Annotated in this window: 24 protein-coding genes and 2 tRNA genes; 23 read left to right on the top strand and 3 right to left on the bottom strand. The window is 44.3% G+C overall.

What is annotated here, in order from left to right:
* Positions 1 to 140 precede the first annotated feature (140 nt).
* The 6 genes from O3661_RS06150 to O3661_RS06175 all read left to right on the top strand — a co-directional run bounded on the left by O3661_RS06150 (position 141) and on the right by O3661_RS06175 (position 4,999).
* The gene (locus O3661_RS06150; protein ID WP_371492664.1) at positions 141 to 890 is read left to right on the top strand and encodes a Nif3-like dinuclear metal center hexameric protein; all 750 of its coding nucleotides are present in this window, start codon (positions 141 to 143) and stop codon (positions 888 to 890) included.
* Positions 891 to 1,013: 123 nt separating this feature from the next.
* Positions 1,014 to 1,595, top strand: coding sequence for a ubiquinol-cytochrome c reductase iron-sulfur subunit (petA, locus tag O3661_RS06155; protein WP_003681863.1), 582 nt, complete (start codon positions 1,014 to 1,016; stop codon positions 1,593 to 1,595).
* Positions 1,596 to 1,613: 18 nt separating this feature from the next.
* Positions 1,614 to 2,963: a cytochrome bc complex cytochrome b subunit gene (locus O3661_RS06160; protein WP_003681866.1), complete on the top strand. Its 1,350-nt coding sequence runs from the start codon at positions 1,614 to 1,616 to the stop codon at positions 2,961 to 2,963.
* 14 nt (positions 2,964 to 2,977) lie between these two features.
* Positions 2,978 to 3,766 (top strand): cytochrome c1, encoded by a 789-nt coding sequence (locus O3661_RS06165; RefSeq protein WP_180947878.1) that lies wholly within the window; start codon positions 2,978 to 2,980, stop codon positions 3,764 to 3,766.
* 211 nt (positions 3,767 to 3,977) lie between these two features.
* Positions 3,978 to 4,583 carry a glutathione S-transferase N-terminal domain-containing protein gene (locus O3661_RS06170; RefSeq protein WP_039861850.1) on the top strand — a complete coding sequence of 202 codons (606 nt, stop codon included), beginning with the start codon at positions 3,978 to 3,980 and terminating at the stop codon, positions 4,581 to 4,583.
* An 11-nt stretch (positions 4,584 to 4,594) separates the two neighbouring features.
* Positions 4,595 to 4,999, top strand: coding sequence for a ClpXP protease specificity-enhancing factor (locus O3661_RS06175; protein WP_063068439.1), 405 nt, complete (start codon positions 4,595 to 4,597; stop codon positions 4,997 to 4,999).
* Positions 5,000 to 5,139: 140 nt separating this feature from the next.
* On the opposite strand, the gene O3661_RS06180 is transcribed toward O3661_RS06175, so the two are convergent.
* The 3 genes from O3661_RS06180 to O3661_RS06190 form a co-directional block, all read right to left on the bottom strand.
* Positions 5,140 to 5,215 (bottom strand) — tRNA-Ala (locus tag O3661_RS06180).
* A 6-nt stretch (positions 5,216 to 5,221) separates the two neighbouring features.
* A tRNA-Met gene (locus O3661_RS06185) sits at positions 5,222 to 5,298 on the bottom strand.
* 106 nt (positions 5,299 to 5,404) lie between these two features.
* Positions 5,405 to 6,556, bottom strand: a complete 1,152-nt coding sequence (locus O3661_RS06190; RefSeq protein WP_371492665.1) for a class I SAM-dependent methyltransferase — start codon at positions 6,554 to 6,556, stop codon at positions 5,405 to 5,407.
* 402 nt (positions 6,557 to 6,958) lie between these two features.
* Here O3661_RS06190 and mraZ point away from each other — a divergent pair, with 402 nt between their 5' ends.
* From mraZ to O3661_RS06275, 17 genes are all read left to right on the top strand, one after another.
* A complete protein-coding gene (gene mraZ, locus O3661_RS06195; protein WP_039864286.1) occupies positions 6,959 to 7,414 on the top strand; it encodes a division/cell wall cluster transcriptional repressor MraZ in 456 nt (151 codons plus the stop codon).
* The gene (gene rsmH / locus O3661_RS06200) at positions 7,411 to 8,373 is read left to right on the top strand and encodes a 16S rRNA (cytosine(1402)-N(4))-methyltransferase RsmH (protein WP_371492666.1); all 963 of its coding nucleotides are present in this window, start codon (positions 7,411 to 7,413) and stop codon (positions 8,371 to 8,373) included. Before mraZ ends, rsmH begins: the two co-directional genes overlap by 4 nt.
* A 61-nt stretch (positions 8,374 to 8,434) precedes the next feature.
* The gene (gene ftsL / locus O3661_RS06205) at positions 8,435 to 8,698 is read left to right on the top strand and encodes a cell division protein FtsL (RefSeq protein WP_003681879.1); all 264 of its coding nucleotides are present in this window, start codon (positions 8,435 to 8,437) and stop codon (positions 8,696 to 8,698) included.
* Positions 8,699 to 8,772: 74 nt separating this feature from the next.
* Positions 8,773 to 10,521, top strand: a complete 1,749-nt coding sequence (locus tag O3661_RS06210) for a peptidoglycan D,D-transpeptidase FtsI family protein (RefSeq protein ID WP_371492667.1) — start codon at positions 8,773 to 8,775, stop codon at positions 10,519 to 10,521.
* A gap of 26 nt (positions 10,522 to 10,547) precedes the next feature.
* Positions 10,548 to 12,026: a UDP-N-acetylmuramoyl-L-alanyl-D-glutamate--2,6-diaminopimelate ligase gene (locus O3661_RS06215; RefSeq protein WP_371492668.1), complete on the top strand. Its 1,479-nt coding sequence runs from the start codon at positions 10,548 to 10,550 to the stop codon at positions 12,024 to 12,026.
* 180 nt (positions 12,027 to 12,206) lie between these two features.
* A complete protein-coding gene (locus O3661_RS06220; RefSeq protein WP_371492757.1) occupies positions 12,207 to 12,728 on the top strand; it encodes a M23 family metallopeptidase in 522 nt (173 codons plus the stop codon).
* Positions 12,729 to 12,837: 109 nt separating this feature from the next.
* The gene (locus tag O3661_RS06225; protein WP_371492669.1) at positions 12,838 to 13,398 is read left to right on the top strand and encodes a hypothetical protein; all 561 of its coding nucleotides are present in this window, start codon (positions 12,838 to 12,840) and stop codon (positions 13,396 to 13,398) included.
* Between the two features lie 48 nt (positions 13,399 to 13,446).
* Complete coding sequence (locus tag O3661_RS06230) at positions 13,447 to 14,391, top strand: hypothetical protein (protein ID WP_371492670.1); 945 nt, start codon at positions 13,447 to 13,449, stop codon at positions 14,389 to 14,391.
* Positions 14,392 to 14,471: 80 nt separating this feature from the next.
* Positions 14,472 to 15,011: a lytic enzyme gene (locus tag O3661_RS06235; RefSeq protein WP_371492671.1), complete on the top strand. Its 540-nt coding sequence runs from the start codon at positions 14,472 to 14,474 to the stop codon at positions 15,009 to 15,011.
* Positions 15,012 to 15,041: 30 nt separating this feature from the next.
* The gene (gene murF, locus O3661_RS06240; RefSeq protein ID WP_371492672.1) at positions 15,042 to 16,406 is read left to right on the top strand and encodes a UDP-N-acetylmuramoyl-tripeptide--D-alanyl-D-alanine ligase; all 1,365 of its coding nucleotides are present in this window, start codon (positions 15,042 to 15,044) and stop codon (positions 16,404 to 16,406) included.
* 15 nt (positions 16,407 to 16,421) lie between these two features.
* Complete coding sequence (locus tag O3661_RS06245) at positions 16,422 to 16,571, top strand: hypothetical protein (protein ID WP_003685853.1); 150 nt, start codon at positions 16,422 to 16,424, stop codon at positions 16,569 to 16,571.
* 101 nt (positions 16,572 to 16,672) lie between these two features.
* The gene (mraY, locus tag O3661_RS06250; RefSeq protein WP_004518887.1) at positions 16,673 to 17,755 is read left to right on the top strand and encodes a phospho-N-acetylmuramoyl-pentapeptide-transferase; all 1,083 of its coding nucleotides are present in this window, start codon (positions 16,673 to 16,675) and stop codon (positions 17,753 to 17,755) included.
* A 117-nt stretch (positions 17,756 to 17,872) separates the two neighbouring features.
* On the top strand, positions 17,873 to 18,352 hold the full coding sequence (locus O3661_RS06255; protein ID WP_371492673.1) for a group II truncated hemoglobin: 480 nt from the start codon (positions 17,873 to 17,875) through the stop codon (positions 18,350 to 18,352).
* A gap of 131 nt (positions 18,353 to 18,483) precedes the next feature.
* On the top strand, positions 18,484 to 19,095 hold the full coding sequence (locus O3661_RS06260) for a hypothetical protein (protein WP_371492675.1): 612 nt from the start codon (positions 18,484 to 18,486) through the stop codon (positions 19,093 to 19,095).
* A gap of 139 nt (positions 19,096 to 19,234) precedes the next feature.
* The gene (locus O3661_RS06265; protein WP_371492677.1) at positions 19,235 to 19,726 is read left to right on the top strand and encodes a hypothetical protein; all 492 of its coding nucleotides are present in this window, start codon (positions 19,235 to 19,237) and stop codon (positions 19,724 to 19,726) included.
* Between the two features lie 490 nt (positions 19,727 to 20,216).
* Complete coding sequence (locus O3661_RS06270; RefSeq protein WP_371492679.1) at positions 20,217 to 20,588, top strand: hypothetical protein; 372 nt, start codon at positions 20,217 to 20,219, stop codon at positions 20,586 to 20,588.
* 59 nt (positions 20,589 to 20,647) lie between these two features.
* Positions 20,648 to 21,658, top strand: a complete 1,011-nt coding sequence (locus tag O3661_RS06275) for a hypothetical protein (protein ID WP_371492680.1) — start codon at positions 20,648 to 20,650, stop codon at positions 21,656 to 21,658.
* Positions 21,659 to 21,678: the final 20 nt, after the last annotated feature.

The raw sequence follows: 21,678 nt of genomic DNA on the forward strand, positions 1-21,678 counted from the left end.
ATTAAAATAATTCATGATGATGTGCAAATGATTAATGTTGGGAATGATTGCTGAAATCGGAATGTAAGAATTTGAGGCATAAACAGATTTTGCGGTTAGAATGCGAAGCTGTTTTTGAAGATAGATATAAGGAGCGGAATATGGCTTTACGCCGCGAAATTCTGGCTTGGTGCGATGAGACTTTGCAGGTTGGGTTGTTTAAGGACTATGCGCCCAACGGTTTGCAGGTTGAAGGCAAAGAAGAAATTGCCAAAATCGCCACTTCGGTTACCGCCAGCAAAGCAGCGATCGATTTTGCCGTAGAGCAGGGGGCGGATCTGCTTTTGGTTCACCACGGTATGTTTTGGAAAAGCGAGCCTGTCACGATTACCGGTTGGAAAAAAGCACGCATTGAAACCTTGCTGCAACACCAAATCAATATGGCGGGCTACCACCTGCCGCTGGACGCACACCCGCAATTGGGTAATAACGCGCAGTTGGCCGAGAAACTTGATTGGGTGCTCGAAAAACAATTCGGCGAGCAAAACCTGTTGAATACAGGCCGTCTGAAAACCACGCAAACGCTGGCGCAATTGTCTGAACGCATTGAGGCGGTATTTGACCGCAAGCCGACCGTTATCGGCGATCTTGAACGCGAAATCAAACGCATTGCCTGGTGCAGCGGCGGTGCGCAGGGATTTTTTCAGACGGCCGTAGACGAAGGTGTCGATGCGTATCTGACCGGTGAGATTTCCGAAGCGCAATATCATCTTGCCAATGAAACGGGTGTGGCATTTATCAGCGCAGGCCACCACGCGACAGAACGTTACGGCGTACGCGCCTTAGGCGATGCCGTGGCAGAAAAATTCGGTATCGAAGTGGTTCACTTTGATGAAAACAACCCTGCCTGAGTATTGAGCAATATCATAAAAACTTTACCTTATTTTAAATAATGCTTTGAGTATTACAACAAACTAGGTAGAATTACGCTGTTTAATGGCTCGGTATTCCCAAAATTTTAGGACGACTGAATAATGGATAATCAAGAAATCAACAACGGTCGCCGCCGTTTCCTGACACTGGCTACATGCGGTGCAGGCGGTGTGGCGGCTCTAGGCGTAGCTACGCCTTTCGTGGCCAGCTTCTTCCCATCGGAGAAAGCTAAGGCTGCCGGTGCTGCTGTCGAAGTAGATGTCAGCAAAATCGAAGCAGGTCAAATGCTGACTGCCGAATGGCAGGGTAAACCGATTTGGCTGGTCAACCGCACAGATCAACAGCTCAAAGACTTGAAAAGTTTGGATGGCGCAGTTACAGATCCTAATTCCGAAGTGGATCATCAGCCCGAAAACTGTAAAAACGAGACCCGTTCGATCAAGCCGAACCTCCTCGTCGCTATCGGTATCTGTACCCACCTGGGTTGCTCTCCGACCTACCGTCCCGACGTTGCCCCTGCGGATTTGGGCGCAGACTGGAAAGGCGGCTTCTTCTGCCCGTGCCACGGTTCGAAATTCGACATGGCAGGCCGAGTATACAAAGGTGTTCCTGCACCGACCAACTTGGTTGTACCGCCTTACAAATATCTGAGCGATACAACTGTTTTGGTGGGCGAAGACTAAAAATAAGGAACGATAATTATGGCAAACCAAACCAATAGCAAAGCAAAAGCATTGTTAGGCTGGATGGACGCTCGCTTCCCTCTGTCTAAAATGTGGAATGAGCATTTGGCTCAATACTATGCGCCGAAGAACTTCAACTTCTGGTATTACTTCGGCTCTTTAGCCCTGCTTGTCCTTGTAATTCAAATCGTCAGCGGTATTTTCCTGACCATGAACTACAAACCGGACGGCAACCTTAACGCCTACCATCTGCCTGCTGCCTTTACCGCAGTAGAGTACATCATGCGCGACGTGTCCGGCGGCTGGATTATCCGCTACATGCACTCCACCGGCGCATCTTTCTTCTTCATCGTCGTTTATCTGCACATGTTCCGTGGTCTGATTTACGGTTCATACAAAAAACCTCGTGAATTGGTGTGGATTTTCGGTTCCCTGATTTTCTTGGCATTGATGGCAGAAGCCTTTATGGGTTACCTGTTGCCTTGGGGTCAAATGTCCTTCTGGGGTGCGCAGGTAATTATTAACCTGTTCTCCGCCATCCCTGTTATCGGTCCTGATTTGTCCACTTGGATCCGCGGTGACTTCAACGTTTCCGACGTTACTTTGAACCGCTTCTTTGCCCTGCACGTTATCGCAGTACCTCTAGTATTGCTCGGCTTGGTTGTGGCTCACATCATCGCCCTGCACGAAGTGGGTTCTAACAACCCTGATGGCGTTGAAATCAAGAAAAACAAAGACGAAAACGGTATTCCACGCGATGGTATCCCATTCCATCCTTACTACACTGTTAAAGACATCTTGGGTGTTGTTGTATTCCTGATTGTCTTCTGTTCTGTGTTGTTCTTTGCACCTGAAGGCGGCGGCTACTTCTTGGAAGCGCCAAACTTCGATGCAGCAAATGCGCTGAAAACACCTCCTCACATTGCGCCGGTATGGTACTTCACTCCGTTCTACGCAATTTTGCGTGCGATTCCTTCCTTTGCCGGTACTCAGGTATGGGGTGTAATCGGTATGGGTGCAGCAGTTGTCCTGATCGCCTTGTTGCCTTGGTTGGATAAAGGCGAGGTTAAATCTGTCCGCTATCGTGGCCCAATCTTCAAAACTGCGTTGGTTCTGTTCATCATTGCCTTCATCGGTTTGGGTATTTTGGGTGCAATGGTAGCAACTGATACTCGTACTTTGGTTGCACGTATCCTGTCTTTCGTCTACTTTGCATTCTTCCTGGGTATGCCGTTCTATACCAAACTGGATACCAACAAACCAGTTCCTGAACGCGTAACCATGAGCACTACTAAACAAAAAATTATGTTCTTTGTTTACGTCGGTATTACCGTTGTCGGTGCTTACTTGTTTGCAACCAATATCTGATGAGGGCAGCGAAAATGAAACAAACTTTGAAAAACTGGTTTGCTGCCTTATTGCTGGCAGTGCCTATGAGTGCAGCCGTCGCCAGCGGCGGCCATGCAAACTACGAAAAAGTCGATATCGACCTGCGTGATCAAGTCAGTCTGCAGCACGGTGCGCAAATCTTTACAAACTACTGTTTGTCTTGTCACTCTGCAAGCGGTATGCGCTTCAACCGTCTGAAAGATATTGGTTTGACTGAAGATGAAATCAAGAAAAACCTGATGTTCACAACAGACAACGTTGGTGATGTAATGGTAGCGGCAATGGATCCGAAAGATGCCTCCAAATGGTTGGGTGCGCCTCCGCCGGATTTGACCCTGATTGCTCGTTCTAAAGGTGCAGACTACCTGTACGCTTATATGCGCGGTTTCTATAAAGACCCAACTCGTCCGAACGGTTGGAACAATACCGTTTTGGCCGGCGCGAGTATGCCTCACCCATTGTGGGAGCAACAAGGTGTTCAAGCCGTTGAGTTGGATGCCAAAGGTCAGCCTGTTATGATTAAAGACGAGCATGGCAACCTGACTCCTAAACTGTATTGGGAATCTACCGGTCTGCACAGCCGTCGTCTGCCTAACGGTAAAGTAATCCAAAAAGAGTACGATGCTTATGTGCGCGATTTGGTAAACTACCTGGTATACATGGGTGAGCCTGCTCAATTGCAACGCCACCGTATCGGTTACATGGTTTTGACATTCCTGTTTGCCGTAATGTTGCCGTTGGCGTACTTCCTGAAAAAAGAATTCTGGAAAGACGTTCATTAATTCTTTTGAATCAAAAAGGCAAGCCTGTTTCGGGTTTGCCTTTTTTTGCTTGATTAATTTATGTTGAATTAATGAAAATCTAAAAATTTCTTAATGTAAACAGTGTGTTATTTTTAATTTATGGATTAAGTATTTGAAATTATGTATAATTCTTTCAGAATTTTTATAAGGCTTAAGGCCGTCTGAAAAGATTGATCAGGAGTAGAAGATTATGATGACTTTGTATTCGGGTATTACTTGTCCATTCAGCCAACGTTGCCGTTTTGTATTGTATGAGAAAGGCATGGATTTTGAAATCAAAGATGTGGACGTGTTCAATAAACCTGAAGACTTGGCTTTGATGAATCCGTATAACCAAGTACCGGTCTTGGTTGAGCGTGATTTGATTTTGCACGAATCAAACATTATCAACGAATACATTGACGAGCGTTTCCCTCATCCTCAGTTGATGCCGGGTGATCCTGTTATGCGCGGTCGCGGCCGTTTGGTGCTGTACCGCATGGAAAAAGAATTGTTCAGCTTGGTGCAAGTGTTGGAAAACCCTGAATCTACCAATAAAGAACAAGCTAAAGCGCGTGAAGCCATTGGCAATGGTTTGACTCTGTTGGCACCGTCTTTTACTAAAAACAAATACATCTTGGGCGACGACTTCTCTATGATTGATGTTGCCTTGTCTCCACTGTTGTGGCGTTTGGACTATTACGACATCAAACTGGGTAAATCTGCTGCGCCTTTGCTGAAGTACGCCGAGCGGATTTTCCAACGCGAAGCCTTTATTGAAGCATTGACGCCGGCTGAAAAAGCCATGCGTCGTTAAGGGACGGATCTATGGCAACTTCAACCAAACCGTATTTGTTGCGTGCTTTGTATGAATGGTGTTTGGATAATAACCAAACACCACACATCGTGGCTTGGGTAAATGAACATACCCGTGTGCCGATGCAGTATGTGCGTGATAATGAAATTGTTTTAAATATTGGCCCTACTGCCAGCCATAACTTGAATATCGACAACGAATGGGTCAATTTCTCTGCCCGTTTTTCCGGCGTAGCGCACGAGATTTGGATTCCGGTCGGTCATATTATCAGTATATTTGGCCGCGAAAGTGGAGAGGGTATGGGGTTTGAGGTAGAGCCATATCAGCCTGCTTCTGTTGAAGCTCCAGCGGCTGAAGATAAAAAAGCTGAATCTGCGGAAGAAAAGCCGAAAAAAGTATTGAAGCTTGTGAAGTAATTAAAAGATAAAAGGCCGTCTGAAATGTTTCAGACGGCCTTTATTGATTGGGTATTGAAATGGCTTAATGAATGAGCAATCAGTTATTAATCAAACCAAACAAAAAAGCTCTTGCGTTTAACAAGAGCTTTTTTGTTTAGTGGTGGAGGTAAGCGGGATCGAACCGCTGACCTCTTGCATGCCATGCAAGCGCTCTACCAACTGAGCTATACCCCCGAAATTTGGTGGCGAATCAGGGACTCGAACCCCGGACACAAGGATTATGATTCCTCTGCTCTAACCGACTGAGCTAATTCGCCGTTTCGTGAAGTCGCTATTATAGTTTTTTTTGAATATTTGGCAAGCGTTAATTTTAATTTTTTTTATTTCTTATTGTTTTTAAAAAATAAAAAGTAGGTTATCAGGCTATAGCTTATGGCAAATATCGCCGTGGCTGAAGCCTCTCCAATCGATATCGATGTTTTTGCCAAAAGCGATCACTTTAAAAAGTTCGCCCATTTCGTGCTGATGTATCAGTTTTTGTACTGAGGCGGCGGCTTGGATATATTCAACCGAATCCGGGCTGCCAACCTGTTCCAGCAGATCAGTGATGCCGAGATTGAGTAGGAAATAAGATTGAGGCAGGTAGCCGATTAAGTCTAAACCTGATTCCGTGCCGGCGCGTGCAATATCAGTGAAATTGACGTGTGCGGTTAGATCGGTCAGGCCGATATTGAAAAATGGGTCATGGATAGTGTGATGGCGATAGTGGCCGATAAATGTGCCTTCTTTACGTTGCGGGTGGTAATACTGAGCGGCATCGAAGCCGTAATCGATAAATATTATGCCGCCGCGCTGCAATTTGGCGGCCAGGGTTTGGATAAAGGCATATTGTGCAGGATGTAGCTCGCTTGTGTATGAATGGAGGGGAGGGAGGTACAAGGAGGCTGTTTGTATCAGTTCGGCTTGGGTCAATGGTCTGATGGCTTCGATTAGCTCGTCATTCTCTAGGCTCACGCCGATTTGTTGAAACCCTTCATCTTGATAAATCAAGCGTTCAACCGGCATGGCATCCAATACTTCGTTGCCGATGATGATACCGTCAAAGTGTTCGGGCAATGTGGTGAGGTGGATGATTTTGGCGGCTGCTTCGGGAGATGTGTGCTCAAGAATATGTTCACGTTGTCTCTCTGCAAGCTCTGCCGATAGCTCAATAATGTAGTAATGATTCAAGCCGTCTGAAAGATTTTGCAAGAGTGTGGTGGCGAGATGGCCTGTGCCTGCACCAAATTCATAGATATTGCCTGCTGTTTGCGGCAGTAATTCGGCAAGTTGTTTGGCAAGGGTTTGTCCGAATAGGGGGGAAAGGGTAGGTGCAGTGATGAAGTCGCCGTCCATGCCGATTTTATGGCTGCCTCCGCTGTAATAGCCGTATTGAGGTGTGTAAAGGGCAAGCTCCATAAACCGGGAGAAGGGTATCCAGTTTTGATGTTGTTCAATTTCGTCTTTTATGAGCTTCGTCAGGTGTGCTGAAGAGGCTTGTGCATCAGTGGAAGGGAGGGGGAGTTGTGGCTTCATGACTGTTAGATAATGTAAAAAATTTGAATTTGTTTGTATATTATAGCCCCTTGTGAGAGGGGTAGTAATTGGGTATAAAAATACTATATGTAGTATTTTAATAACACAAATAATACTATATATAGTGTTTTATGCTATATGGAATGACTGAAATATTAATTTGCCATGCATTTCTATATATATAACCTATTGAATTTTAAGTGTTTAGTGTTTCATTTCAGATAAAGGGTTGATTTGACCTGATTGCCAAAATTTCTTATAGTGTCGGTTAGTGGGGCATAGTGGGTGAAAGTGGTTACTTTTTCCTAAAAAGTGTTCCGTAGAAGTGAAAACGAAATATTTTAGGAAGGTGGGATTTTTAATCCCACTCTAGTTTTATTTTAATCGAATTTGGGGTGTGATGTGTTTGGCGGTGCTCATGAATTGAGTATGGACAGTAAAGGGCGGTTGGCGATTCCTGCCAAATTCCGTGATATTTTGCTGCGCCGTTATACGCCTGCAATTGTGGTCACACTGGATTCTCGAAAAAAATTATTGATGTACCCCGAGCCCATTTGGGAAGAAAAAGCCGAGCAGATTTTGAAGTTGAAAGTGGCCGGCAATGAATCTTTGCAACGGTATCAGAATTTGCTGCTGCACAATGCGGAGATTTTGGAGTGGGATAGCGCCGGACGCGTTTTGATTCCGGCCAATCTGCGCAAACGCGTGGATTTTGAAAAAGAAGTTACTTTGGTTGGCCGTGCAAACCGTATGGAGTTGTGGGGCCGCGAACATTGGGAAGAGGAAATGAATCAGGCTTTGGATATCGATCCTGATGAATTGGCTTTCCAATTGAGTCAAACGGATTTGCAATTGTGAGTAAAGTTGAAAATTATCAGCATGTTGCTGTCTTGTTGCATGAGGCGGTGGATGCGTTAGCAATCCGTGAAGATGGGATTTATGTGGACGGTACGTTCGGTAGGGGAGGGCATTCCCGGCTGATTTTGTCACGTTTGGGTGAGCAGGGTCGTTTGGTTGTTTTTGATAAAGACCCGGAGGCGATTGCGGTAGCTAATGAGCTGGCGGCGCAAGATAAACGTGTCCGTGTCGTACACAATGGTTTTGAGACATTTCAGACGGCCTTGGATGAATTGGGCATCGATAAGATTGACGGTGCGCTTTTTGATTTGGGGATTTCGTCGCCGCAAATTGACGATGGCAGCCGCGGATTCAGTTTCCGCTTTGATGCGCCGTTAGATATGCGGATGGATCCGACCCGCGGGATGTCTGCGGCAGAATGGATTGCAACTGCATCCGAACAGGATTTACACGAGGTAATTAAGAATTATGGTGAAGAGCGGTTTAGTCGCCAGATTGCGCGCGCCATTGTTGCGCAACGGGAGGAAAGTCCCATCGATACAACCCGCAAGCTGGCGCAGCTTGTGGCGCAAAACGTCCGTACTCGTGAGCGCGGACAAGACCCTGCAACGCGCACCTTCCAAGCAGTTCGCATCTTTATTAACCGCGAGCTCGAAGAGGTAGAGGCAGTCTTGCCACAGGTTGCAGGCCGTCTGAAAGAGGGTGGACGTTTGGCCGTCATTGCGTTCCATTCGCTGGAAGACAGAATTGTGAAGCAGTTTATTAAAAAATATTCGCAACATGCGCCTTTGCCCCGTTGGGCAGTGGTTAAGGAAGCGGATTTGCCTCAGCCGCCTTTGAAGGCTGTGGGCAAAGCAATTAAACCGGGTTCGGCAGAGACTGAAGCCAATCCGCGTGCACGCAGTGCAGTTTTGCGTGTGGCGGAGCGAAGCAGTGGCGAAATTTCGGTTGTTGACTAGGGAAGCGTTTCGGCATTGTCGCAAGGGATGTTTCTGTTGACAGGCCGTCTGAAAGTTTGAAATGGGTAAGTTGAATATTTTATTACTGGTTTTGGTGACGGTTTCGGCCTTTGCCGTAGTGTTTAAGCAAAATCAGTCGCGCTTGCACTTTATCGAGTTGGATAAGGCGCAAAAGCGGGAAATTCAGTTGGAACAGGATTACGCGCGCTTGAAGCTGGAGCAGGCAAGATTGGCCAACCACAAACTGATTAAAGTGGCGGCCGAAAAGCAACATCTGCTTCCGCCGGGTGCGCATAATACGGCTATGCTGGAACGCAAAAAATAAGAATATAGCCTTGTTTTCAAGGTGTTTACGGGAATTAATAGCTCACTGAGCAGCTAAGTCATGAGAAGTCCAACATGTTAATTAAGAACGAATATAAACCTCAAATGCTGTCTGGAACTACAAAAACAAAAAAACCGTTGACAAGTAACGGGCGTATCGGTTTGGTGCTGGGCGCTGTTGCGCTGGCGTTTACCGGTCTGTTGGTACGCGGGGTTTATCTGCAAACCAGTCAGCATGAATTTTTGAAAAATCAGGGCGACCAACGTTTTGTGCGTACGCTTCCGCTGCCGGCATCACGCGGTATGATTACCGACCGCAATGGTGCCACATTGGCTTTGAGTGCGCCTACTGAATCATTGTATGCCATGCCTTCCGGTATGGAGGAAATGCCGACTGACGAGCAGTTGGAAAAATTGTCGGCCATTGCCGATGTGCCTGTTGAAGTTTTGAAAAATAAATTGTCTAAAAAAGACAAAGGCTTTATCTACCTGAAACGTCAACTCAGCTACGAGAAAGCAGAAGAAATCAAGGCATTGGGCATTAAAGGCATCGCATTCCAAAAAGAATTGAAACGTCATTACCCGATGGGCAATCTGTTTGCGCACGTTATCGGTTTTACCAATATCGACGGCAAAGGTCAGGAAGGCTTGGAGCTTTCCCGTGAAGACAGCCTGCGCGGTGAAGATGGTGCGAAAGTCGTATTGCGCGATAACAAAGGCAATATCGTAGACAGCCTCGACTCTCCGCGCAACAGCGTGCCTAAAAACGGGCAAGACATGATTTTGTCTTTGGATCAGCGTATTCAAACGCTGGCGTATGACGAGTTGAACAAGGCTGTGGCTTATCACAAAGCCAGAGCGGGTACAGTTGTGGTATTGGATGCACAAACTGGCGAGATTTTGGCGTTGGTCAACAGCCCGGCTTACGATCCGAATCAACCGGGTCAAGCAAATAGCGAACAGCGCCGCAACCGCTCCGTAACCGACATGATTGAACCTGGTTCTGCCATGAAGCCGTTTACCATTGCCAAAGCATTGGATTCAGGCAAAGTGGATGCAACCGATACGTTCAACACCCTGCCTTACAAAATCGGTCCGGCTACCGTACAAGATACCCACGTTTATCCTACTTTGGATGTGCGCGGCATTATGCAAAAATCTTCCAACGTCGGTACCAGTAAACTTTCTGCCATGTTTACGCCTAAAGAAATGTACGATTTCTATCACGATTTAGGTGTGGGCGTGCGTATGCATTCAGGCTTTCCTGGTGAGACTGCAGGTTTGTTGAGAAGCTGGCGCAGATGGCAAAAAATCGAACAGGCAACCATGTCTTTCGGTTATGGTCTGCAATTAAGCTTATTGCAATTGGCGCGAGCCTATACTGTCTTGACCCATGACGGCGAATTGTTGCCGGTAAGTTTTGAAAAACAAGCGGTTGCCCCTAAAGGCAAGCGCGTCATCAAAGCCTCTACTGCGAAAAAAGTGCGCGAGTTGATGGTTTCCGTTACTGAAGCCGGCGGTACCGGTACTGCCGGTGCTGTGGATGGTTTCGACGTAGGTGCGAAAACCGGTACGGCGCGTAAACTGGTCAATGGCCGCTATGTGGACAACAAACACGTCGGTACGTTTATCGGCTTTGCTCCGGCTAAAAATCCACGCGTGATCGTGGCCGTTACCATCGACGAACCTACTGCCAACGGCTATTACGGCGGCGTGGTTGCCGGTCCCGTATTCAAAGAAGTCATGAGCGGAAGCTTGAACATCTTAGGCGTTTCCCCGACCAAGCCTTTAAGTAATACCGCTACTGTCAAAGTACCGTCATAATCCAAACAATCAAAGAGATATTGTTTATGTTCAGCAAGTTAACCCCCTTGGCTGAAACCAACTTTCCGCCTCTGCTGTGTGAAAACGCAGCAGGGCGTTTGTTGCATTCAGACAGCCGACAAATTAAACAGGGTGACATTTTCGTTGCCTGTCAGGGCGAATATACAGACGGCCGCAGCTATATCCCTGCCGCCATCGCCAACGGTGCCACCTTTGTTTTTTGGGATGATGACGGCAAATTCACATGGAATCCCGAATGGAACGTTCCCAATCAAGGCATTAAAGATCTGAAACATTGCGCCGGTATGTTGGCGGCACAGGTTTACGGCAATGTTTCAGACGACCTTAAAGTTTGGGGCGTAACCGGTACCAACGGTAAAACCTCTATCACACAATGGCTGGCGCAAGCCGCCGATCTGTTGGGCGAAAAAACCACTATTATCGGCACGGTCGGCAACGGCTTTTGGGGCGCATTGGAAGAGACCACGCATACCACGCCTGCTCCTGTCGATGTCCAAACCCTGCTCTACCGTTTCCGCCAGCAAGGTGCAACAGCCGCCGCGATGGAAGTTTCCAGTCACGGCCTTGACCAATCGCGCGTCAACGGCGTGCCGTTTCGCAGCGCAATCTTTACCAATCTCACCCGCGACCACCTCGACTATCATGGCACCATGGAAGCCTATGGTGCCATCAAATCGCGCCTGTTCTACTGGCATGGTCTGCAACACGCCATCATCAATGTCGATGACGAATACGGTGCAGAACTCGCAGGCCGTCTGAAAAAAGACTGTCCCAATTTAGCCGTTTACGGCTACGGCTTCAGCGAGCAAGCCGATATCCGCATTACCGCTTTCACCGCTTCTTCAGACGGCATGGAAGCCGTATTCCAAACCCCGTGGGGCGAAGGAAAATGCCGTACCCGTCTGCTCGGACGGTTCAACGCGCAAAACCTCGCCGCCTGCGTTGCCTTGCTGTGTGCCAACGGTTATCCACTAAATAACGTTTTGGAAGTACTGGCAAAAATCCGTCCTGCTTCAGGCCGCATGGATTGCATTATGAACAGCGGCAAACCTTTGGTTGTTGTCGATTATGCCCACACGCCGGATGCACTGGAAAAAGCACTCTCCACTTTGCAGGAAATCAAACCACAGGGCGCGGCTTTGTGGTGCGTATTTGGCTGCGGAGGTAACCGAGACCGCGGCAAACGCCCATTGATGGGTGCGGCAGCAGTTCAGGGTGCCGATAAAGTAGTGGTTACCAGCGATAACCCGCGCTTAGAAAATCCGCAAGACATCATCAACGACATCCTACCTGCCGTGCCTAATCCTGAACGCGTCGAAGTTGATCGTGCCGTTGCCATCCGTTATGCGGTTGAGCAGGCTGCCACGAACGATATCATTCTGATTGCCGGTAAAGGACATGAAAACTATCAGGATGTACAAGGCGTGAAGCACCATTTCTCCGATTTTGAAATCGCAGAAAAATCATTAGCAGAGCGCGGTTAAGCCATATCGCAAATTTTCAGACGGCCCGAAACCTTAAGGCCGTCTGAAAAAGATTTAAACATATACAATAAAAGCAATACGACACACGCATTACGGCACGTCAGCCATTAAACCCATCACAGTTGTTTGTTTCGGAGGACTTTTTAACAAGGCCGTCTGAACAACAAGGAGACCGATTTGATGCTGAAAATGCCGACAAAAACCTTATTAATCAGTGCAGCCGTAGTTTTATTCGCAGGCTGTACAACCAAACAACTTCCGCGCCCTGCTGCCGAAATCGAGCAGTTGAGGGCGCAACAGCCTCCTGCCGAGCAAAGCCTACCGAATCCTGTTAAAGGCAAGCGTTTTGACGATACTTGGGGCGCGGCGCGCAGTCAGGGGCGCAGGCATGAAGGTGTAGATATTTTTGCTAAGAAAAATACGCCGATACGCAGTACCACGCCCGGTATCGTAACCAAAATTGGACGCAACCGATTGGGCGGTAAAGTTATCGGTATTCAAGGGCCGGGTGCGTGGCATTACTATGCCCACCTGAATAAATTTGCCCGTATCCGCCTGTATGAGCGAGTAAAAGAAGGGCAGGTTATCGGCTATGTCGGTAAAACCGGCAATGCCAGGGCTACACCGGCTCACCTGCATTACGGCGTGTATCTGCCAAACGGCGCGGTGAATCCGTATCCGCTGATTAATCAGAACAGATAGGCCGTCTGAATTAAATATAGGTTTTTTAATTGTCTTGTATTTTCTTATTAATTTATTTTTAATAAGATTTAGTGGGTAAGTTTTAAATTAAGGATTTTAGGATTGAAAAATGAATAGAAAATTATTGTTAGGTTTGCTTTGTATCGTATTTTCTATAGATATTTCTGCAAAAACCAGAAATGTTCCAGTTTCTCAGAGTAATATGCAGCTTAAAGAATTATTGTTGATTTTCTCAGACACGAAGCAGCCTGAAGTAGGGACTGAGGCAGACCGGTACCATATTAAGGGTATGAAATGGCAGTATGGCAACCTAAAAAAAGAGAAGAATATGTATAACTCCAGTCGAATAAAGGTCAAAACTTTGAAAGATAGTGAAGTCATTATACATGGTCGAGATGGTTATATTAATTCAATCGACTTATCAAGCTCATATCCGAATAAACAATTTAAAAAAATTTTGGAAGCTAATTTGGGTAAGGGAGTAGTGAAGGAGTTAGTGGGTTGTAGAAGTGAATTTATACCAACGGAAAAAGCCTATCAAATCAGTTTTAAAGATAGGGCGGTTATTTATGTGAATGCGGATGCAAATTTTGATTCTGAGCCATTTATGTCTCCGTTATACACGCTTTTTCAATTTAGCTTGACGCGACCAAGCCATTGGAAGTGTTAATCTAAATATTTAAAATCTAGATTTGTTATTTAAGGAAAATTAATTAAGATGGCAACATATGAGCAAGAGCTTCAAAAAGCGCAACAGGAGTTAGATAAATGGTTTTTAGGTAAAACTTCAAAGGGATATGAGTCAGGAAGTGGAGGACCTGCAACAATTTCTTCAGGAGTCGGTGACCCAGGAGGTGTTTCTTATGGTTCTTATCAATTATCTACTACTAAGGGGACACTTGCAGAATACTTGAAATATAGCAATAACTATAATCATGCTTTTGATGGGCTAGAACCTAAAACAAAAGGGTTTGATCAAAAATGGAAAGATTTAGCAATCACTGATTCTAAATTTCATCAGTCGCAACATGAGTTTATTGCTTCAAAACATTATCAGCCCCAATTACAGGCATTGAAACAGGCAGGGTTTGATTTTTCTAAACGAGGAAAAGCCGTGCAAGATATGGTATGGAGTTTGGCTGTTCAGCACCGGAGAGGTACGATGAGTAAGATTGATCGTGGAGAGAAAGAGAGCGGCCTTGATTTTAAAACTGCAACTGATGCTGAAATAATTGAGGCTGTATATGATAGTAAATTACGTCATTACAAACAAGATTTTATGAGTTCTAGTCCAAAAGTCCAAGAGGGTGTTCGTAGGCGGATTTTATCGGAAAAAGCCGATTTGCTCCGATTAGATAGATATGAAAAATTGCTCGAAGGTCAGCAGCAGGAAAAAGAAAAAAATGCTGATAATGGTATCGAACAACATAAGCCTTTATCAAAATATGAGGAAACCCGCTCGATGCTTCAAGGTTTGCTAAACGATACTGACGGTTCATATGCCAAAAAGCTTCTAGCAAATAATCAGGAAGAAGTTGCTGGTTTTAGCGAGAAAATCCAAGGACGTATCGAACAAACAAAATTGCAAGAATTGACTGAACGTGAAAGCAGAAATACGCTGCAACAAGAAGAACAACAGCGGAATTTTTCCCGTTCTGTATAGTTTTTGTATGAATATTGGTAATTTAGTCTCCCTATGGAAGTTTATCCATAGGGAGTTTGGATTGACATGTGAGATTAATAATGAATGAGCTTGATAGAGCTTCAGAGCAAATACAGAACCTGATGATCGATATGGTCATGGTCATGGAAAAATATAAAGAGGATAGTGGAAAAATTGTAGATAATATCCAAAAGGAGCTAGATAGTTCTTTAAATCAGCAGCGAAAAATGATAGTTGATATGGTCAGGGATGACATTCTTCATCAAGCCTCGGTGCAAGTAAAAGCGTATACTCAAAATATGGATGATGCACGGAAACAGATGGTTGATCAGGTGCGTGAATTTAATACTTATTTATGCGCAGTTAAAAGTGAAAACCAAAAAATATTTAGAATGACTGTATTGGGTATGGTACTTACTTTAACTATGTTAGTTCTTGGTGGTATTGCATTGGTTTTCTTCTATTCGAACATTATCTCTCAAAAGAAATTAGAGGCAGATATGCTGAATAGGATTAACAGTTCAGATATTGTGCGTTGCGGAGATAGTTTGTGTGCAAAAACAGGAAAGGCTGGAAATAATGGTTATCGGGTTATTCAACATCGATTTTCAGATAAATAAACAGTCATTTGATTATTAATTAAAAAAGCTATGAAACCATTAGACCTTAATTTTATTTGTCAAACCCTCGACCTTCCGATGCCGTCTGAAAATCAACCCGTTTCGCGTATTGTTACAGACAGCCGCGATATTCAGGATGGCGACGTATTTTTCGCGCTTGACGGTGAGCGTTTTGACGCGCATGACTTTGTTGAAGATGTGTTGGTAGCAGGGGCAACGGCGGTTGTGGTTTCGCGCGAAGATTGCGCGGCTCTGGAAGGCGCATTGAAGGTTGACGATACGCTTGTGGCTTTGCAAAAACTGGCGAAGGCGTGGCGTGAAAATGTGAATCCGTTTGTTTTTGGCATTACCGGCTCTTCCGGTAAAACGACGGTTAAAGAGATGTTGGCCGGCGTATTGCGTCATCGATTCGGTAATGAAGCTGTGTTGGCGACTGCCGGCAATTTCAACAATCATATCGGCCTGCCGCTGACTTTGTTAAAACTGAACGAAAAACACCGCTATGCCGTCATTGAAATGGGTATGAACCATTTTGGCGAGTTGTCTTTGCTGACCCGAATCGCCGGTCCGAACGTTGCTTTGGTCAATAATGCCTTGCGCGCGCATGTCGGTTGCGGTTTCGATGGTGTTGGCGACATTGCCAAAGCAAAAAGTGAAATCTACGAAGGTTTGCTTTCAGACGGCATTGCGTTGATTCCGTGCGAAGATGCCAATATCGCTACATTTGAAGCGGCTACTGCACAATTGAACGCTCAGTCTTTCGGTGTTGCCAGTGGCGATGTCCATGCGGAAAATATTGAGTTGAAGCCGTTGTCTTGTGCGTTTGATTTGGTGCGTGGTAATGAACGTGTTGCTGTGGTACTGCCGGTCCCTGGCCGTCACAATGTGCATAATGCCGTAGCAGCGGCGGCTCTGGCTTTGGCGGCAGGTTTGAGCCTTGCCGAAGTTTCAGACGGCCTGAAAAATTTCAGTAATATCAAAGGCCGTCTGAATATCAAGCAAGGCATTAAAGATGCAACTTTGATTGACGATACTTATAATGCCAACCCTGACAGTATGAAAGCCGCCATTGATGTGCTCGCCGCTATGCCTGCGCCGCGTATTTTTGTAATGGGTGATATGGGTGAATTGGGTGAGGATGAAGCCGCCGCCATGCACGTCGAAGTTGGCGCGTATGCACGGGATAAAGGCATCGAGGCCGCGTATTTTGTCGGCGACAACAGCGTTGAAGCAGCGGAAACGTTTGGAGCGGAAGGTTTGTGGTTTGCTGACAAAGATCCGCTGATTCAAGTGTTGAGCCACGATTTGCCCGAACGCGCTACTGTATTGGTCAAAGGCTCGCGCTTTATGAAGATGGAAGAAGTGGTCGAGGCGTTGGCAACAACAACTGCGTAAAAGGCCGTCTGAAATATGAAAAAAATTTTTCTATTGGCTGGTTTGCTGATTGCCGCGTTTTATGCCGGAATGAAAGTACAGGCATTTATTTATGAAGATACCTGCTTGGACTTGGGCGGCGGAAAGAATCCTGGAAACTATCCGATTTGCGTGGTAGAGAAATAATCTTACTCAACAAGGCCGTCTGAAATTTCAGACGGCATACCGATTTATTTTTAATTGGGCAATAAGCCCGCCGTAACAACAAAAACAAAAAAGGAAGCCCCATGTTTTTATGGCTCGCACATTTCAGTAACTGGTTAACCGGCCTGAATATTTTTCAATACACCACATTCCGCGCCGTTATGGCGGCTTTGACTGCTTTGGCGTTTTCTCTATTGCTTGGTCCGTGGACCATCCGCAAGCTGACTGCGCTTAAGGTTGGCCAAGCCGTCCGTACCGACGGACCTCAAACCCACCTGATCAAAAACGGTACGCCAACCATGGGCGGCTCGCTGATTTTGACCGCCATTACCGTGTCCACAATTTTGTGGGGCAACTGGGCAAATCCTTATATTTGGATTCTCTTAGGCGTCCTGCTTGCTACCGGCGCACTCGGTTTTTACGACGACTGGCGTAAAGTGGTTTATAAAGACCCTAACGGCGTGTCTGCCAAATTTAAAATGGTGTGGCAGTCCAGCGTTGCCATCATCGCTGGTTTGGCATTGTTCTACCTTGCGACAAACTCTGCCAACAATATCCTGATTGTTCCCTTCTTCAAACAAGTTGCCTTGCCGCTTGGCGTAGTCGGTTTCTTGGTATTGTCCTACTTGACCATCGTCGGCACATCCAATGCCGTTAACCTGACCGACGGTTTGGACGGCTTGGCCGCATTCCCTGTTGTACTTGTTGCAGCCGGTCTTGCCATCTTTGCTTATGCCAGCGGACACTCCCAATTTGCACAATACCTGCAATTGCCTTACGTTGCCGGCGCAAACGAAGTGGTGATTTTCTGTACCGCCATGTGTGGCGCGTGTCTCGGCTTTTTGTGGTTTAACGCTTATCCGGCACAAGTCTTTATGGGCGACGTCGGCGCGCTCGCGCTTGGCGCGGCGCTTGGTACCGTTGCCGTCATCATCCGCCAAGAATTTGTCCTCGTCATCATGGGTGGCCTGTTTGTTGTTGAAGCCATTTCCGTTATGTTACAGGTCGGTTGGTACAAACGCACCAAAAAACGCATCTTTCTGATGGCGCCGATTCATCATCATTACGAACAAAAAGGCTGGAAAGAAACCCAAGTCGTCGTCCGTTTCTGGATTATCACCATCGTCTTGGTACTGATTGGTTTGAGTACCCTTAAAATCCGCTAAATCTCCAATGGCCGTCTGAAAGTTTCAGACGGCCATTATGTAATGGTAAGCATGCTTGCCTGAATCCTCTATTTCAAAAATAAATTCCGCAATAATCCACACAGAAAGTCTCCAAACATGTACCAATCTTTCGGCGGCGCAACCGGCATCCGCACCCTGACCGACCGTTTCTACGACTTAATGGAACTTGAGCCGCAATACCAAGCCTTGCGCCAAATGCACGGCGAAGACATGACCCTGATACGCGAAAAGCTCTACGAATTTTTCAGCGGCTGGCTCGGCGGCCCGCAACTTTTTGTCGAAAAATACGGCCATCCCCAACTGCGCGCCCGCCATATGCCTTTTGCCGTCAACGTACAAGTCCGCAACGAATGGATCGCCTGCTTTGCCCAAGCCATGAGTGAACTGGACATCGACAAAGCACTTGCCGAACCTGTTTTAATCCAAGTTTTTGCAATGGCAGATTGGTGCCGTAACCAAAACGAAGACGGTGTTGAACCGCCTATGCCGCCGATGGCGGTTGATCCCATAATCCGCATTCCTGAATTGAAAAACGTATTAAAGCAATATGGCGTGGACAGTTATTTTGAAGGTTGAGGTCGTCTGAAAAGTGATTATGATAGCAAATGTAAAAATAGATTAATCATCATGATAAAGGGGGGGCTTTAAACTCAAATCATGAAAAGGTCGGATTCTGAATCCAGCCTACGGCTAAAACAGGAGGTAATATGGATGTTGTAGGAATAATGCTGATGTGGTTAGTTGGAATAGTCTTTTTTCCTATTATTGTGTACATCGTATGGAGAATTTATAAATATACGTGCACACTTCCTATAAAAGTGCGGCGATGTATAGCAATTTTAATCATTGTTACCCCGTTAATTTTATATATGGGTATGTCGCAAATCGTAGATAAAGGATATTGCATTAGGGACAGAAAGTATTTTTCTGAATATTCAAAAGAAAAAATGGTTAATGATGCAATAATTTTGTTGATAAATAAGAGTTCAGATATTTCTTTGGGTGGGTATAAAAAAAATCAAGATTTTTCTAAAAATTCTGAGACTTTTGATATTGCTAATTTTAAATCATTTAATGATGATTGCTGTCATGTATATATAGGTGATATTAATGACGGTAGCGGTCCGGTTAAATATGTCTATAAATTCACTGGGAAATTTTATGGATATGTAATGTTGGAGTATTGGCAAATAAGGCCAAATTTTAAAATGGATGAAGAACAAAAGCGTGTTTATCAGAAAATTGAAAAAACAAGAAGCTATTATGGAGTGAGCCGTTGCGGAGAAGTTTTTGAAATTCCCAGTTATCTATATTTTTAAAATTGTGGAAAAGATATAAGAAAGGATAGATATGTTGAGATTTCTACTTGGAATTAGTTTTTGTATAACATTATCAGCTTGCCAAACAGAAACTTTGGTAAAAGATGTGAACATTTCGAAAAAACAGGAGTTGCATAATATGAATATGAATACTTATTTTGCTAAGAATACAAAAAAATTAGATGAGGTGATACAAATTCCTAGTGAGGGTGTTAAATCTATCGATGTATATGCTCTCTATGGATTTGTTGAATCATTTTCGCCCATTTCTACTGCTGAGCAAATTAAACAAAGAGTAGGGGAAGGTTTGGGTTATAAGGACTTATTTGGTACAAAATCTGTCCATTACCGTTTAGAACCAAAAGACTTTTCTCATTTTTTCTCTGGTTTTAATAGAATTAAAAGTACATTAAATCCCTATGATAAATTTGATTCAGTATATTTGATATTGATTGAAATTAAGTATAACACCCATTCTGTCCAAATACTTACTCGAGAGGCAGCAGCGGGAGAAGCTTTTTTATTCAGTAAAATTATTAAGAATGATGAGAGATTTTTGATTTTATTAGATTCAAAAGGATTAAAAGAGTTATTTAATACGATAGACCCAAATCAAAATATCCTGAAATGATTAATTTAGGTTGGAGCTATTTTTGACAAGCAGTGTGGATTTTAATAAGAAAGATTTTGTTGCCAATATCGTCCAAGAATTTGCAGCAGGTAGAATGGAAAATTGATGCTATTCAACTGATATTGAAAGAACAGGTTTATAAAGAAATCCAATATGAAACTGATAGCGGCGGAAGTGAAATATTTGTGGATTCGGTTGTTCCATATAAAGATACAGATGAGTTTAAAAGAAAAATCCTGAATGTTGTCATATTGAGATGTAAGCGGATCGTTATCCTGAAAGAATGCTACCATCTCACCAATATCTGCATTGGTTAAGTGAATATAAACCAGGTATAAGAAGGAAAAATACTTATTATGAAATAAGCAGATATAGTAAATTTTTTTCTGCTCCGGATTATTGGTATGAGTAAGGATTTTAGAATGGCTGGAATAAACTATTTTGGTTATTAAAGACATTAAAGTCATTAGATATTAAAAAGGTGAGGGTTATGGATTTTTCTTCATTGTTTGATAATTATTTTTTCATTTTGCATGCTGTTTTGGGTATAGTGTTTGGGGTAGTTATTTACTCATTTAAAATTCAATCTATTAGATACTACCAAATGTTAATGATGTCTCTACTTTACTTAGTATTGCTTTTATTATTTTGGAAAGATGCTTGGGTATGGTTGAAAATTTCCTTTATACCATATTTTATACTCCTTGGTTGTATTATGTTAATTTATTTAATAATTTATAGTAAGTTGATAAAAATTGTTAGAAGCAAGATTGGGCAGGGTGTTGTTATTGGTGTTTATGGAGTAGCTGCATATTTGGTAATTGTGAGTTGGTTGACAATTTTAGTATTGATTGAATTTTGACATCTATCAAATTATTAAATTAATAATTTGACTCTAGATTAAAATATGAAAGAATTGAAATGAATAAGTTACCAACAATGGAAGAAATGACAAGTCTTTATTTATATGGGCAACCCATTCCACCTAAAAATAAAATTGATACCCACATTATTTCTCAAAAACGTGAGCCATACTCAGTTTCTGCGCAAATGTTTATGAATGGTCCTGGACGGTTTGCAAGAGCGTCAGATTTTGAATATGTAAATAAATTTTTTAATGAAAACTATCAGAAACCTGCTTATAGATTAAAACCTGGAGAGTACAGTAAGGCTGAAGTTATGAAGCATTTCGGCTTAGATAGAGGATGGGTATCTCTGACGCTTGCTATGTACGATGATGGAAAAGATGATTTGGTCGAGCGAGCATATATCTGGAATACCAGTGCTTTTATGTTGGACGACAAAGCACGGTTTGTGGTTGAGCCCGATGGTAGAAGGTACATCAAGGATTTTGCTATACGTCCTTACAAAAACGAAAATTTTGATTTTGTTGGTGGGCGAACTTCGGAAATGATCAATTTCAAACTTCAACGAGAAATCGATCCTGAAGGTATCGGCAGAAAAGTAGAAATTACTTTTTCAGGAAATTTGAAAACGCGAACACTGACGGAAGAAGGCTATCGTATTGAGCAGAACAAATCTTCACATTGGAGCCTGATTAACGGGGCAAGGGTAGGGATGGCAAGCGGGTTGAATCTCAATGGAGGTATCATAGACCGACTAGAGAAAAGCGGGGTACTGTATCATCATGATGAGCAGAAAAGGCAGAAACGGTCTGATCATCAAAAACATTCTTTCGACTACAATAATACCGACTGGAACAATTTGAACGGCAGTGATTTATACGCTGCAGTTTTGTCTGCGGACAGCAGTCAGTTGGATGCGTTGGGTAAAAGTCTGGCGCAGTCGGAAGAAGGTCAGCGTATGCTGAGGCAGGGAGAAAATCTGTTGGCTGAAGATAAAGAACAGCAGGAATTGGAGCGGCAACAGGAGTTGGTACATTCAAGTCGTGCAATGATCAGAACGCTTTAAATCCGTATATCGGGGAAGGT

Source organism: Neisseria sp. 20925_1_37 (assembly GCF_041433255.1).
Classification (GTDB): Bacteria; Pseudomonadota; Gammaproteobacteria; order Burkholderiales; family Neisseriaceae; genus Neisseria; species Neisseria flavescens_D.